The organism is Mycobacterium paragordonae (genome assembly GCF_003614435.1).
GTDB lineage: Bacteria > Actinomycetota > Actinomycetes > Mycobacteriales > Mycobacteriaceae > Mycobacterium > Mycobacterium paragordonae.
In genome coordinates, this window is record NZ_CP025547.1 from 110,992 (window position 1) to 125,754 (window position 14,763).

A 14,763-nucleotide genomic window follows, 5' to 3' on the forward strand; every position below is an offset into this window, starting at 1 on the left:
GGCTGATATGCGCGGGTTGGTTACCGCAAGACGATGGTTCGGCGCGAACAGTAGCTGCTCTCTTGGAACGGGCGTCACAGCGTGATTTTGGCGAATCATGTTGTGGCCCATAGAAGTCTCGCAGGTCTAGTTCGCCTACCTCGCCGCTCTCGAAGGCTGATATCGATCAAGTCATCTCAGTGGTGCTCACTCAAGGGTGGCCAGGGACCAGCACCACCCCGCAAGTTCGCGGGCTACGGCGACGTTAGCGACCACATGCGGTTTCTTGCGTTCGTTGAAGCGACACCATTGCTGATGCAGACGGCGGTTGCCAGGCGACTCGGGCGGCCGGTGAAGACGGCGCGGAGGGCACGGTGTTGTACGTTGACGCCGTGGCGGCAGACCCGAACGACGCGGATATGGAGGAATTAGGGCTGCTCGACGACCTGCATGGGCAGGCCCGTCAGGAGCGCGCCGAGCTTGTTCGATGGCTGCTCGCGCGAAACTTCAGCGTCGATCGGATCCGTAGCGAATTCAGTCCTATGCTCCTACCGGCCATTCGCATGATTGGCGATGACGGAACATCGGTCTCGGCGCGAGAGATTTCGGAATCCAGCGGCGTGAGCCTCGAACTGCTCCAACAACTGCACCGCGCCGCTGGTCTGGCTTGTGCAGAGGACGCAGATGCGTGTTCGCAATCGCGGGTGGATGCTGAATCCGTCCTGGCGGCGGCTCGCTTGGTCGATATCGGGCTCGACCCGGCACAGGTGGTCCTGATCGTGCGATTGCTGATGGACGGACTCACCGGTGCAGCGGTGACCATACGTCATGCTGCGTTGCACGCATCGTTGCATCCGGGTGCCACCGAACTCGAACTGGCCCAAGCTTTCGAGGTGCTGGCACACGATGCCGAACCATTGCTTGGCCCGATGGTCGATGCCTTATTGCGGTTGGCCCTGCGGCATTCTTTTGAGACAGAGGCGATCAACGTGATCGAGCGCGCCGCCGGCACCCTGCCGGGTGCGCGCGAAGTTGCGGTAGCTTTCGCCGACCTCGTGGGTTTCACCCGACTCGGGGAGCAGATGGCGGCGGAAGATCTGGGACTGCTCGCCCTGCGCCTGGCAGACCTTGCCCGGACCGTGGTCGCAAGTCCGGTCCAATTCGTCAAGACCATCGGGGATGCGGTCATGCTGGTCTGCTCAGACCCGCGCAGGCTACTGGAGACGGTACTGGACCTGGTTGATGCCACGGCGGCGAATGATTTCCCACGACTGCGGGCCGGACTAGCGTTCGGTCCCGCCGTCAACCGTGCCGGCGACTGGTACGGCAGCCCGGTCAATCTCGCGAGTCGCGTCACTAGCGCCGCACCGCCCGGCACCGTGCGGGTGACCGAACTTGCGCGCACGGCAATTGGCGATCTAGCCGGTATCGAGTGGTCTGTCGCCGAAACGCGTCGACTGAAAGGGATTCGCGGTGAGGTAGTGCTCCACGGTGCACGCCGACCCGCACCGCGGTGATACCCACATGACGGCGGTCGGCAGTGGCGACGCCGAGGACCGTCCGGCGGCCACTTCTCAACTCATCAAGGGAATGTTGAGTTGAGCCTTGCGTCGAGAGGGCACAGTCCCGAGCCAACGCTAAACGTGGGCAACGTAACCCCGACGAGATAAGCAGATACCACCATCGATGCATAGCCACCGGCCGTACCCCGTTACTAGGATATCCTAGTAACGGGGTATCCGCCGATCGACAGGCCAGTTCATGACCAGAGAAGTTCCGCATTTCATCGACGGGCGGCACGTCAGCAGGCAGTCACAGCGCACTGCTGACGTGTTCGACCCCAACACCGGCCAGGTTCAGGCGAAGGTGCCGATGGCATCGGCGGCGGATATCGACGCCGTGGTGACCTCGGCGGCCGAGGCGCAAAAAGGTTGGACCGCCTGGAATCCGCAGCGCCGGGCTCGGGTGCTGATGAAGTTCGTCGGCCTCGTCAACGAGAACATCGACGAATTGGCCGAGTTGCTGTCTCGCGAGCACGGCAAGACGCTGCCCGACGCGGCCGGCGATATTCAGCGTGGCGTCGAAGTGATCGAGTTCTGCATCGGGATTCCCCACCTGCTCAAGGGCGACTACACCTTGGGCGCCGGGCCCGGCATAGATGTGTACTCGCTGCGTCAGCCGCTAGGTGTTGTGGCGGGCATCACGCCATTCAATTTCCCGGGGATGATCCCGCTGTGGAAAGCGGGCCCGGCGCTCGCGTGCGGAAATGCCTTCGTTCTCAAACCCAGTGAGCGTGACCCGTCGCTTCCAGTGCGACTTGCCGAACTCTTCACGGAGGCGGGCCTGCCGCCCGGGGTGTTCCAGGTGGTGCACGGCGACAAGGAAGCCGTCGACGCCATCCTCAACCATCCCGACATCAAAGCGGTCGGATTCGTCGGCAGCTCCGACATTGCCCAGTACATCTACAGCCAATCAGCGGCCACCGGAAAGCGCGCGCAATGCTTCGGCGGCGCCAAGAACCACATGATTGTCATGCCCGACGCGGATCTCGATCAGGCGGTCGATGCGTTGATCGGCGCGGGTTACGGCAGCGCCGGTGAACGCTGCATGGCGATCAGCATCGCCGTCCCGGTCGGCGAACAGACTGCGGACCGGTTGCGCGCCAGGCTGATTGAGCGGGTCAACGGCCTGCGGGTCGGGCACAGCCTGGACCCCAAGGCCGACTATGGCCCGCTGGTCACCGAGGCCGCACTGGCGCGGGTGCGCGACTACATCGGGCAGGGCGTGGACGCCGGTGCCGAGCTCGTCGTAGACGGCCGCGAGCGCGCCAGCGACGATCTGACTTTTGGGCTGGCTGATGCCACTGCCAATCTCGAGGGTGGCTTCTTCATCGGCCCCACCCTGTTCGACCACGTCACCCCGGAGATGTCGATTTACACCGAGGAGATCTTCGGGCCGGTGCTGTGCATCGTCCGCGCCCACGATTACGAAGAGGCGCTGCGACTGCCGTCCGAGCACGAGTACGGCAACGGCGTGGCGATTTTCACCCGTGACGGCGACACCGCGCGCGATTTCGTCTCCCGGGTGCAGGTCGGCATGGTCGGCGTCAACGTCCCGATCCCGGTTCCGGTGGCTTATCACAGCTTCGGCGGCTGGAAGCGGTCCGGATTCGGCGACCTCAACCAGCACGGCACGGCGTCGATCCAATTCTACACCAAGGTCAAGACCGTCACGTCGCGGTGGCCGTCCGGCATCAAGGATGGCGCCGAATTCGTGATCCCGACCATGAATTAGGGCTGGCTCACTCATGTTTGCCCTCGACGACGACGAACGGGTGATCACCGAGACGGCGGCCGCGTTCGCCGGAAAGCGCATTGCCCCGTATGCGCTGGAATGGGATGCCGCCCATCACTTTCCGACCGACGTGCTGCGCGAGGCGGCCGATCTCGGGATGGCGGCGATCTACTGCCGTGACAACGTGGGTGGCAGCGGGCTGCGTCGGCTCGACGGGGTGCGCATCTTCGAGCAGTTGGCCATCGCCGATCCGGCGACCGCCGCCTTTCTGTCGATCCACAACATGTGCGCCTGGATGATCGACGGCTTCGGCACCGCCGATCAGCGCAAGGACTGGGTCCCACGATTGGCGTCAATGGATGCCATCGCCAGCTATTGCCTGACCGAGCCGGGCGTGGGCTCGGATGCGGGCGCGTTGAGCACTCGCGCCGTACAGCAGGGTGGCGATTATGTGCTCGACGGCGTGAAGCAGTTTATCTCCGGCGCGGGAGCATCCGATGTCTATGTGATGATGGCGCGGACGGGAACCGATGGCCCGCGGGGCATTTCCGCCTTCATCATCGAGAAGGGCACTCCGGGATTGAGTTTCGGCGCGCTCGAGGAAAAGATGGGTTGGCATGCGCAACCCACCGCACAGGTGATACTCGACAGCGTGCGGGTCCCGGCCGAGGCCATGCTGGGCGGCCCTGACGGCGAAGGTACTGGTTTCGGAATCGCGATGAACGGCCTCAACGGCGGCCGGCTCAATATCGCGGCGTGCTCGCTCGGTGGCGCGCAGGCCGCCTTCGACAAGGCTGGCGGCTATGTACGGGAACGCCGGGCGTTCGGTGCTGCCTTGCTCGACGAACCCACCATTCGCTTCACGCTGGCCGACATGGCGACCGGGCTGGAGACGTCGCGAATGATGTTGTGGCGGGCGGCATCCGCGCTGGACGATAACGCCCCCGACAAGGTCGAGCTGTGCGCGATGGCCAAGCGCTACGTCACCGACACCTGCTTCGCGGTGGCCGACAAAGCGCTGCAACTGCACGGCGGCTACGGCTATTTGCGCGAGTATGGTCTGGAAAAGATCGTCCGCGATCTGCGGGTGCATCGCATCCTGGAAGGGACCAACGAAATCATGCGGGTGGTCATCGGTCGGGCCAAGGCCGCGCGGTTCCGAGCCAGTACCTAGGAAGGCTCAGATGACGACCATTGCGTTCTTGGGCCTGGGCCATATGGGCGGGCCGATGTCGGCGAATCTCGTTGCCGCCGAACATATCGTGCGCGGATTCGACCCGGTGCCCGCCTCCGCGGCGGCTGCGAGCGCCAGCGGTGTTGCGTTGTTCGACAGTGCCGCAGAAGCGGTGGCCGAGGCCGACGTGGTCATCACCATGCTGCCTAACGGCGACGTGGTCAGGCGCTGCTACGTCGAGGTGCTGCCGGCTGCGAAAGCCGGCGCGCTGTTCATCGACAGCTCCACGATTTCGGTCAACGACGCCCGCGAGGTGCATTCGCTGGCCCAGTCTCACGGCCTGTCTCAACTCGACGCACCGGTGTCCGGCGGCGTCAAGGGTGCGGTGGCCGGGACATTGGCCTTCATGGTCGGCGGCGACAAGTCCGCGCTGCAGCGGGCCCGTCCGGTGCTGGAGCCCATGGCAGGCAAGGTCATTCACTGCGGATCCGCCGGAGCGGGGCAGGCCGCCAAGGTGTGCAACAACATGGTGCTGGCAGTGCAGCAGATCGCGATCGGCGAGGCGTTCGTGCTGGCCGAGAAGCTCGGCCTGTCGGCGCAGGCGCTGTTCGACGTGATCACCGGCGCGACCGGCAATTGCTGGGCGGTGCACACCAATTGTCCTGCGCCAGGACCGGTTCCGACATTACCGGCCAACAACGACTTCAAGCCCGGCTTCGCGGCGGTATTGATGAATAAGGATCTTGGCCTGGCGATGGACGCAGTGGCCTCGACCGGTGCGGCCGCCCCCCTGGGCAGTCACGCCGCCGACATTTATGCCAAGTTCGCCGCCTCGCACCCCGACCTGGACTTCAGCGGGGTCATCGAGATGATCCGCAACGCTTGTAGGTAACCCCAGCGGCCGTCGTTCTCGGTGAACCGCGGGCCTCGACGCACTCGGGGCTAATCACCAGATGTGATCGGCTTGCGAGGGCTGCGCGACCCGCCCCTGCTGGCGGAGGCCAGACCGGGGCGAATTGCAGCGCGGCCGGCTTCCTTAGCCAACATGACCCCGACAATGCGTCGAGCGCGCAGTGCGGCCGCGTCCGCCTGAAATTCCACGCCGCCACGCCATCCGTCGTAGCCTGAGTGCAGGGAAGCCATCTCGAGAATGGGCACGTCGCGTTGGGCAACTCCGTCCAGAAACGACCGCAGCCCCGCCGTCACGTCATCGCTATCGGTCCGATAGTTCCGCGAAGACTGCATGAACACGTGAGTCGATGACTCCGTCTCGGGCGTGATGCCGTGCGTACGAGTGGTGGTGTACGCCTCGCCATTCGAAGTTTCAATGTTCCAATATTGGCGATGAATGGCGGGCGAGACGAAAGTCCCGCTCTCACTGTGTCTATACAAGAGATTGCGGTCGAGTCCGGTGGCGTTGACGTGCCAGTCAGTAAGGGGCAGGTCCGACATGATCCGGGTATAGGACACGGTCGTCTCGGTCACCTCGACGCTGTTGAATGCCGGCATACTGGCGAGCCCCGGGGGCAAGTCTTTGGCATGAATGACAGGCGCGTAGCTGAAGTCCAAGTAGTGCTCGTGAACCATCATGTAGTTGGCGCTTACCTGCCAGGCACTCGCGAATGTCGCCCATGCCGGGTCGTTGATCCATGGCAAGGACGGGGGTTGGCTGGCAGCCGCAGCAGCCGGAGGTCCGAGCCAGATCCAGATGAAAGGTGGCTTCTCGAGGATGGGAAACACGGGGACGCTCATTCGCGTCGGTACCTGCGGCTGGGACGGTATGTAGACGCACTTGCCGTCAGTGTCGTAGGTGCATCCGTGGTAGCCGCAGACCAATCGATCACCGTGGACGCTGCTGTGTGACAGCGGAAATGCCCGGTGTGCACAGCGGTTTTCGAATGCGGTGACGCGTCCGCCGGCACCGCGCCACAGCACGACATCCTCGCCGAGCAGGCGTCGCCCCAGCGGCGAGTCGGTGACCTCATCGCAGGTGGCCGCGACGTACCAGCACTTCTTCGGATAATTGGCTTTCACAAGTCCAGCACCAGCCTTTCGGTGCGTGAGCGCGATACGCAGACCAACATTACTTCGCCGGCAGCCTTTTCGGCCTCGCTGAGCACCGAATCGCGGTGGTCTGGCGTTCCCTCCAACACCCTCGCTTCGCAGGTACCGCATACCCCTTCATAGCAGCTGCCCAGAATGGGAATGCCCTCTTCCTCAAGGACTTCCAGGATCGACTGATCCGATGCGATGTCAAACGTCACACCGGTGCGGTGGCACACCACCTCGAAGTGGTCCAGCGCTTCGGCGGCTTGTTCGGCCGTCGGTGCCTTCGCGGCGAACCGCTCAATGTGCAGGGCTCCGGCGGGCCAGTGGGCACATTGGCTCTCGACCGCTGACAGAAGCCCTTCGGGCCCACAGCAATACACCAACGTATCGTCCGTCGGATCCTTGAGAAGCTTTGCCAGATCTAGAAAGCCCCGTTCGTCCTGTGGCCACACTGTGACACGATCGTGGTAGCGCTCGACAAGGTCGTCCGCAAACGCCATCGACTCCCGGGTCCGTCCGCCATAAAGCAGGGTCCAATCGTTGCCTGCCCGCTCAACCTCCTCCAGCATCGCCAGAATCGGAGTGATGCCGATACCTCCTGCGATGAACCGGTAGTGTGGCGCGTCGATCAGCGGAAAGTGGTTGCGGGGGCCCCGCACTCGTACAGTGGCACCTTCTTGGAGGTTGTCGTGCACGTATTGCGAGCCGCCGCGGCTGGCGGGATCGAGCAAGACTCCAACCCGCCACACAGTCGGATCATCGGAACTACCGCACAGCGAATACTGGCGCGTAAGGCCGTCGGTGAGGAGCAGGTCGATATGGGCTCCCGGTTCCCAACGGGGCAGCTCTTCACCCTGCGGATGGGCAAGGTCCAGGATTACCACGCCCGCTGCAGCGGCGTTGCGGCGACGGACAACGAGATCGGTAGTGAATTCGTGAACGTTGCCGCTGGCTTTCCTGGCTGCGGGCGCTGACATTGGTTCCTTGCTCCGATCCGTGGTAGACACGAAATCAGCTGAACGCCTGTGTTATTCCCCGGCGCCAGGCGGAGGCGGCAGGTAAATGGTCTTGGAGACCTGAAACGCGTGCAACCCCTCCGGACCGAGTTCGCGCCCCATGCCGCTTTGCTTGACGCCGCCGAAGGGTGCGACGGGGTCGTTGACGTAGTGGTTGACCCCGACAGTCCCGGAGCGAACGCGGCGGGCAACGTTGACCGCGCGTTCGGGATCCGATGACCACACGCTACCGCCCAGGCCGTAGATGCTGTCGTTGGCGATTGCGACCGCCTCGTCCTCGTCGGAGTATGGAATCAGCGACAGCACCGGACCGAAGATCTCTTCACGTGACACGGTCGCATTGTTGTCCAAGTCCGCGAAGATGGTGGGTTCCAGGAACCAGCCCTTGTCAAACGGTCGCGAACCGCCGGTGGTCATTCGGGCGCCTTCACTCTTGCCTTTGGCGATATACCCCTCGACGCGCTCGCGTTGGCGCTCCGAAACCAGCGGGCCGACCTTGGTTTCGGGGTCGAGGGGATCGCCCACCGTCAGCGATCGCGCCAAATCGGTTATCGTGTCGACGATCTCGGAATACCGGCTGCGAGGGACCAGCACCCGGGAGTTGAGCCAACAGATCTGCCCGTTGTTGAGCAGGGTGACCCCGAAGAACTGTTCGATCGAGGCGGCCAGGTTGGCGTCGTCGAGCACGATCGCCGCAGATTTGCCGCCGAGCTCGAGGGTGACCGGCCGCAACAAGCGTCCGCATGCCTCGGCAATCCAGCGGCCTGCGGCGCTGGAGCCGGTGAACGACACCTTGTCCACCCCGGGGTGCTCGACCAGATAGGCGCCCACCTCGCGGCCGCCGGGAACCACGTTGAGCACACCGTCGGGTAGACCGGCCGCCGCCGCGGCCTCGGCCATGAGGAATGCGTCGAGCACGGTTTCCTCGGCGGGCTTGAGGACCATCGTGCAGCCGGCGGCCAGCGCGGGTGCGATCTTGAGGAACGAAATCCCTTGTGGCACATTCCAGGGCACGATCGCGCCGACGACGCCGACGGGCTCCTTAGAAACCAGCGCGGTGCCCCCGAACATGCCGGGACGCGCGTCCTCGACCGGTGCACTGGTCATCAGGCCGCTGTAGTAGCGCACCAGCAGCGCCGGAAAACCGGCCTCGAACTGGTGGGCCAGCCAGATCGGCATCCCGTTCTGCATCGAAACCCGCCGTGCTGTTTCGGCGCCGCGAGCTTCCAGTTCCGCCGCGAACTTCTCGAGCACATCAGCGCGCTCTTTGGGATCCCAGTTCGCCCATCCGTCGGGGGCGTCGAATGCCGTCCTGGCCGCCGCGACAGCCGCGTCGATGTCGGCCTCTTTGCCGCGGGGCACCGAACCGATCCGTTCCTCGGTCGTCGGAGAGTGGACCTCGATGGTGTCGTGGCCGGCGGGCGCGCTCCACGTGCCGCCGATGTACAGCTGCGGGTAATCGATCGTTGTCATGGATGTCCGCCCGTTCAGGAGATGGTGACTGTTGCGGGCAAGTGCTTGAGACCGCCGACGAAGTTCGTCTGCGTCACGCTGCCGGGCCCGAGCACCTCGATCGACTCCAGCCGGGGCAGCAGTTCTTCGAACATCACCTTCAGTTCCTGCTTGGCCAGGTGCTGGCCGACGCAGGTGTGCGCGCCGAAGCCGAACGCGAGGTGATTGTTGGGCTTGCGGTCGATGTTGAAGTCGTTGGGGTTGTCAAAGACCTCCTCATCGCGGCAGCCCGACTGGAACAGCGGCATAACCCGGTCACCGGCTTTGATGGTCTGGCCGCGAATGGTGTGGTCCTTGAGCGCGACGCGCATGAAGTGTTTGACCGGCGCCACGTACCGCAAACCCTCCTGGATGAGGTCGGGCACCAAACTCATGTCAGCTTTGACACGGGCCAGCACCTCCGGATGCAGGGCCAACTGCTGAAGCGTGCCGGCCAGGGTCGCCGACGTGGTGTCGTGGCCGGCCGTGAAGATGGCCGTGTACCAGCCGTAGACGAAGGATTTGGGCCAGTACTCGCCGTCGGCCCCTTTGGCGCAGGCGACCGCCGAGGCCAGGTCATCGCGGGGATTGGCGCGGCGATCTTCGGCCAATACGTCGAAGTAGGCGAAGAAGTCCTGGATCGTGGCCGCCCACTGTTGGGCCATCGCCTCCGGGGCCAGGGGCTCGACGTCCGCGCGTTGATGTTCCGGGTCGGCGGTGCCGAAGAACTCCTGGGTGAGGGCCATCATCCGCGGCTCGTCCTCGCGCGGCACCCCCACCAGCGTCATCACCACGTGCAGCGGGTACCCCAGCGCCCAGTCGTCGACCAGGTCGATCTGACCGCGCGCCGAAAGCTGCTTGAGCTGGTCGATGGATTCCTTGGCGAGGTCGCGGATCTGAGCTTCGAGTTTCTTGACCGATGGTGGTTTGAAGTAGTTGAACGCCATGTTTTTGGCCTGCGTGTGCTCGGGCGGGTCAATGTAGGGCAGTGCGTCGAGGATGCGCAGGCTGCCGCCGAGGAGTTGCTTGGTGAACTCGTCACCGGCGGTGTTCTGCAGGATCGGGTTGTGCGAGCCTGGATTGTCCGGGCCACCGCCGGCGGCAAAGACTTCCGACAGACTCTCGACTTCCTGGATGTCGGCGTGCTTGCTGATCAGCCAGATGGGGTCGTAGCCCTCGACGACCGCCTTCGCCACCGGCATGTTGTCGCGCAGCCATTTGTAGGCTTCGTACAGCGCGGTGAGGTCGGAGTGGCCCTCGGGGAGCACGAGCCGCCGCGCGATGTCGTCGGGGAGAACCGCTGATTCGGTGGGCTGGGTGGTCGTCACTGGTGTCCTCTTTCTTCTGGGGTAGTGACCTGTTCAGCGTGTCCACGAGACGCCGTGGGCGGGCTGTTGCTCTCAAGTCTCATCGCGTGGGACTTGTTTGTGCGTCACCATGTCGGGGGGTGATCGCTCCCGCGTTGGGGGTAGACGTGCCCCGTCGAAGGCATAGCCATAGTCATCGTCATGGAAATTGTCATCGGCAACGCCAGTCGAGGACCGTCAAACCGCCGGACATCCGGCATCTATCCATCGCTCGATATGGCTGATTTCCTCCGCCGGCATCGGATCGAGGTACGCCGGCATCAGGGGTGTCACGGCGCCTGCGGGCGGGTCGTCCAGGTCGGAACCAAACGGCGCTTCGCCTTTCAGCGACAACACCAGGTTCGAGTTCGCGCCGTCGCCGAGGATCACCAGTGGCCGTCCGCCGACCTTCATCGCGACGAAAGTGTCGCGGGTGACATCTCGCCAGAAGGGCCCGTGGGAAGCCACATCGGCGTCCGGGCCGCCGACCGACTTGTCAAGTATTGCAACGACGTCATCAAAATTCATGAGGTTCTTTCCTTCCGCCCTTCGTGGTTGGCCCAGGTGCTTTCGCGTCAGCCGGTGTGTGCAAGCGCGGTCACCTCCTCGAAACCCTCACGGAGGCAGGCCGAGAACGCTTCGGCATCGGTGATGGCCTCCGGGTCGAAGTTGACTGCGATGCAACACGTGCCCTCGTAGGTGATCACCGCGATCATGGCTGGAATACCGGGTCGGGGACCCATCGGGTAGACGCGGGTCACCCGCGCACCGGCCAGATACAGCGGACGGCCGATCGCCCCGAGATTGGAAGCCTGGAAGTCGGACAGGCCGGTCATCTCACCGGCGATCCGCGTGAGCACAACACCCGGCAGTCGGCTCAACACCGGCGCGATGAGGTCGAGGAACCCGAGCGCGGGTTCCTTGCGCACGTCTTTGATCAGGTCGTGGATGGCGGCGATGCGGGTCCTGGGATCCGGTTCACCGACCGGAGCCACGAGCAGCGCACCGGCGAACTTGTTGGCGCCCAATGGATCAGCGTCGGTGCGAAGGCTGACCGGTATCGCTATCGGGATTGAATCGACTGTGAGAGAGAGCTTTTCGTGGTAGCGCCGGACCCCTCCAAGCAGAGCGGCCAGGAATGCGTCGTTGACCGAACCGCCGGCCGCCCGTCCCGATGCCTTCAGTTCGTCAAACGGCACGTCGAAGGTGTCCAGCCGATAACCGGAACCGCCGCCGGTCAGCGCGGGGGAGTGCGGGGTATCCGGCGGCGACATTACGCGGCGCAGCGACATCGCGAACTTCACGGCTTCGGTCGTCGTTCCGATAGGGTTGCCGACAAAGTGGCCGGCGACGCGGAAGGCTTCACGCAATGCGCTCCCGGGAGCGTTGACGACCTTGCCGGACAACCGGTTTACCAGCAGCCCCTCCGGTGTCTCCTTCCGTCGAGGCTCGGGAATCACCACATCGTCGGCGGGTGAGGGCTCACGGCTGTGCCCGTGGGCCAGTTCGAGCAATTGCAGCAGACCGATCCCGTCACTGAGACTGTGATGGGGCTTGAACAGATATGCGGCCTGACCGCCCTCGACGCCGAGGACGAGCAGGGCCTCCCAGGGGGGACGCGCCGGATCGAGTGGGCGGGCGGCGAATTGGGATGCCAGCGCATGCAATTCGGCCATCGAACCGTAACCGGGAAGCCGTACTCGTTGCAGGTGGTACGCCAGGTCGAAATGCGGGTCGGGAGACCATGCCGGCGCGACAACCGACACCACCGGCTCGACGATGCGTTCGCGCAGTCGTGGAACCTGCTGAGTGAACCGGTCATGCGCGGCGACCAGCCGATCCCAGTCCGGTTCAGTGTCGAGCAACTCGACGATCACCCCGGTCGAGCGGGTCCGATGATCACCATCGCTGCGCCACATCAACGCTTCCCAGGCGCTGAGGTCTTGACCACCACCCCATGAAGCAAGTGTGTCAGCGTCGGTGTTGGACATGCGATCACTCATTTCCGGTCGAACCTACCGCGCCGTCGACGGCGCGGGTCACTTCCAGGATCAGCTCGGCGACGCGCGCGGGGTCGTCCGACATCGGGACGTGGCCGACGCCCTCGAGGCGGATCAGCTCTGCGCCGGGCAGCCGTTCCAGCATCGGCGAGCCGAAATGCTTGAAGGGCAGCACGAGATCGCGCTCTCCCCACACCAGCCTGACGGGGTAGTCCCGTTCTTCGGGCAGGGGATCGACCGGAGTCAGGTGAAGTACCCGCAGCAGCGGATCGACCACCGGTGAATGGCCACTGGCGTGGACATAGGTCACCAGCGTTTCGCGCTGCACCTGGTGGGGATGGGCTACCTGGGCTGCCAGTAGCGCCCAGCGCAGCACGCGGCGCTCGACGATCGCTTCGGCCCGATGCGAATAACGCGCGATCGCGCCGAGGGAGAACCTGACACCTGCAGTGGTCACTTTGATGCGACGCGGCGAGCGCCAGGCCCCAGCGGGGCTGAGCAGAACGAGTGACTGGGCGCGTCCCCGGCGGGCGAGTTCGATCCCGATCCAGCCGCCGAGTGAGTTACCGGCGATGTGCACCTTCTGCAGGCCCAGGCGGTCGAGCTCCTCCTCGATGCCGTCAGCAAGGGCCTGAATCGATGGTTCGACGTCCTCACCAAGGGGCGGTCCACCCGCGTGCCCGTGGAGCGTCGGCACGATCAACGCGTGGTGTGGTTCCAGGTAGGGCAGTACCGGGGACCATGCCCGCCAGATAGCCCCGATCCCGTGCAACAGCAATAGCGGTTGCCCGGCTCCGCCGCGGTGAACCGGAGTCAGCTCCAACGGGGGAAGTGCCGCGCGCGTAGGATCGGGGTCCCGTCGGGCAACGGCCGCGGCCGCGGCAGCCGCTCCGCCCGCCACGAGTGTCGCGGCCAGGGCCGCCTTTCGGCCTGGATTATTCGCCATTCATGTTGTCCGAAGTCGGATCACGGTGTCAGCACGGCCTTCAGGACCTCACCGCGGTGTTGGGCTTCCACTGCCTCGTTGATCTGGGCCAGCGGCATCGTGGTGATCAGCTTGTCGAACGGGAACCTGCCCTGGCCGTGCAGATCGAGCAGATAAGGGATGAACTTCTGCGGGTCGGCGTCGCCTTCGACGATGCCCCGGATGGTGAGCCCCAGCAGGGGCGGCTGGAACAACCCGACCGTGAAGACAGCCTGCGGATCGGCTGGGACGCCGATCAAACCGAGTATGCCTCGCATCCCGAGGGACGCGAGCAGCTGTTCTACGACCGGAGTCACTGCGGTGGTGTCGACTGCGTAATCGGCGCCCCCGGGGGCGATCTCCCGGATCTGTTCGGAAAGCGGGCCCGCTTGCGGGTCGATCACGTGGGTGGCGCCCAGCTCGGTGGCCAGCGCCCGCCTGCTCTCGTGGAGGTCGACCGCGATGATCGACGCGGCGTCGCGCACAACGGCGGCCATCACCGCCGACAGCCCCACCGCGCCCGAGCCGGTGATCACCACTGTCGATCCGGGTCGCACGTCCAGCGAGTTGAGCACCGCGCCCGCGCCGGTCTGGATGCCGCATCCCAGCGGCCCCACCAGCTCGAGCGGTGCGCCCGGCGGCAGCTTGACGACATTGCGTTCGTGGGCCAGCGCGTGCGTGGCCAACGACGACTGACCGAAGAAATTACCTCCCAATTTGGTTCCGCCAGAGGCTAACCCGGAGGATCCGTCGGGCCGCGCCCCACCGAAGTTGTATTCGAGGAAGTTGTGGCAATACGCCGGTTCGCCCATCGCGCATCGGGGGCACGCGTTGCAGCTGTTGAAGCTGATCGCGACCTGATCACCGACGGTGACCGTGCGCACGTCGCGGCCGACGTCGACGACGGTTCCGCTGCCCTCATGGCCCAGGACGCCGGGCAGCGGGAACGGCAGGTGCCCGTGCTGGACCGCGATGTCGGTGTGGCAGATGCCGGCACCGGCGATCTGCACCACCACTTCATCAGGTTTCGGCGCTTCGAGGTCGACATCGCTGAACGTGAACTGCGCGCCTACCTCTTGCACCACTGCGGCTGATATTTGCATCCGCTGTCTCTTTCCCTGAACTCTTGGTCTTGCATTCGGCCGCTGGCGGAACGCCGAAACCGTCCGACAGTCCTGTCGGGGTCGGCTGCGGACCCTGTGTTGCGAGTGTGGGCGAAGGACCCCGGCTGCCGCGTCACCACATCGGGCGGTTCCTACTCCCGCAGGAGAGGTATCTAGCCCTACCCACTCTTGGCCGAGCCCGATCGACTCTTCATAGTTGGCTTAGTCGGAGGCGACTGCCGTAAGCAACCGGGCCCGGCACCGCGTGGGTGCGCCTGAAACCCTTCTCGGGCGACGTGCGGTGTCGGTGCCCGGGCCAGTGTGTCACGGAGACCGAACGACGGGAC

General features: G+C 64.7%; 12 protein-coding genes and 1 pseudogene. 4 read left to right on the forward strand and 9 right to left on the reverse strand.

The window, feature by feature from the left end:
- Positions 1–186: 186 nt before the first annotated feature.
- A pseudogene (locus C0J29_RS34200) lies at positions 187–312 on the reverse strand (IS110 family RNA-guided transposase); the annotation flags it as partial.
- Positions 313–398: 86 nt separating this feature from the next.
- Between C0J29_RS34200 and C0J29_RS30730 the strand changes: the two are divergent.
- From C0J29_RS30730 to mmsB, 4 genes are all read left to right on the forward strand, one after another.
- Positions 399–1,496 carry an adenylate/guanylate cyclase domain-containing protein gene (locus C0J29_RS30730; protein WP_084023524.1) on the forward strand — a complete coding sequence of 366 codons (1,098 nt, stop codon included), beginning with the start codon at positions 399–401 and terminating at the stop codon, positions 1,494–1,496.
- A 244-nt stretch (positions 1,497–1,740) separates the two neighbouring features.
- Entirely contained in the window at positions 1,741–3,273 is a 1,533-nt protein-coding gene (locus C0J29_RS30735) for a CoA-acylating methylmalonate-semialdehyde dehydrogenase (RefSeq protein WP_084023441.1), read from the forward strand.
- Positions 3,274–3,286: 13 nt separating this feature from the next.
- Positions 3,287–4,447 carry an acyl-CoA dehydrogenase family protein gene (locus C0J29_RS30740; RefSeq protein WP_084023442.1) on the forward strand — a complete coding sequence of 387 codons (1,161 nt, stop codon included), beginning with the start codon at positions 3,287–3,289 and terminating at the stop codon, positions 4,445–4,447.
- Positions 4,448–4,457: 10 nt separating this feature from the next.
- Entirely contained in the window at positions 4,458–5,339 is an 882-nt protein-coding gene (gene mmsB, locus C0J29_RS30745; RefSeq protein WP_084023443.1) for a 3-hydroxyisobutyrate dehydrogenase, read from the forward strand.
- Positions 5,340–5,389: 50 nt separating this feature from the next.
- Here mmsB and C0J29_RS30750 read toward each other — a convergent pair whose 3' ends face one another.
- From C0J29_RS30750 to C0J29_RS30785, 8 genes are all read right to left on the reverse strand, one after another.
- Positions 5,390–6,481: a Rieske 2Fe-2S domain-containing protein gene (locus C0J29_RS30750; RefSeq protein ID WP_120795091.1), complete on the reverse strand. Its 1,092-nt coding sequence runs from the start codon at positions 6,479–6,481 to the stop codon at positions 5,390–5,392.
- Positions 6,478–7,473, reverse strand: a complete 996-nt coding sequence (locus C0J29_RS30755) for a PDR/VanB family oxidoreductase (protein WP_084023445.1) — start codon at positions 7,471–7,473, stop codon at positions 6,478–6,480. Before C0J29_RS30755 ends, C0J29_RS30750 begins: the two co-directional genes overlap by 4 nt.
- A gap of 51 nt (positions 7,474–7,524) precedes the next feature.
- Positions 7,525–8,985 carry an aldehyde dehydrogenase gene (locus C0J29_RS30760; RefSeq protein WP_084023446.1) on the reverse strand — a complete coding sequence of 487 codons (1,461 nt, stop codon included), beginning with the start codon at positions 8,983–8,985 and terminating at the stop codon, positions 7,525–7,527.
- Between the two features lie 14 nt (positions 8,986–8,999).
- Positions 9,000–10,331 (reverse strand): cytochrome P450, encoded by a 1,332-nt coding sequence (locus tag C0J29_RS30765; RefSeq protein WP_084023447.1) that lies wholly within the window; start codon positions 10,329–10,331, stop codon positions 9,000–9,002.
- Between the two features lie 216 nt (positions 10,332–10,547).
- Positions 10,548–10,877, reverse strand: coding sequence for a hypothetical protein (locus C0J29_RS30770; protein ID WP_084023448.1), 330 nt, complete (start codon positions 10,875–10,877; stop codon positions 10,548–10,550).
- Positions 10,878–10,924: 47 nt separating this feature from the next.
- Positions 10,925–12,340: a wax ester/triacylglycerol synthase domain-containing protein gene (locus C0J29_RS30775; protein WP_084023449.1), complete on the reverse strand. Its 1,416-nt coding sequence runs from the start codon at positions 12,338–12,340 to the stop codon at positions 10,925–10,927.
- A 4-nt stretch (positions 12,341–12,344) separates the two neighbouring features.
- On the reverse strand, positions 12,345–13,295 hold the full coding sequence (locus C0J29_RS30780; protein WP_084023450.1) for an alpha/beta fold hydrolase: 951 nt from the start codon (positions 13,293–13,295) through the stop codon (positions 12,345–12,347).
- Between the two features lie 20 nt (positions 13,296–13,315).
- Positions 13,316–14,416, reverse strand: coding sequence for an NAD(P)-dependent alcohol dehydrogenase (locus tag C0J29_RS30785; protein WP_084023451.1), 1,101 nt, complete (start codon positions 14,414–14,416; stop codon positions 13,316–13,318).
- Positions 14,417–14,763 lie beyond the last annotated feature (347 nt).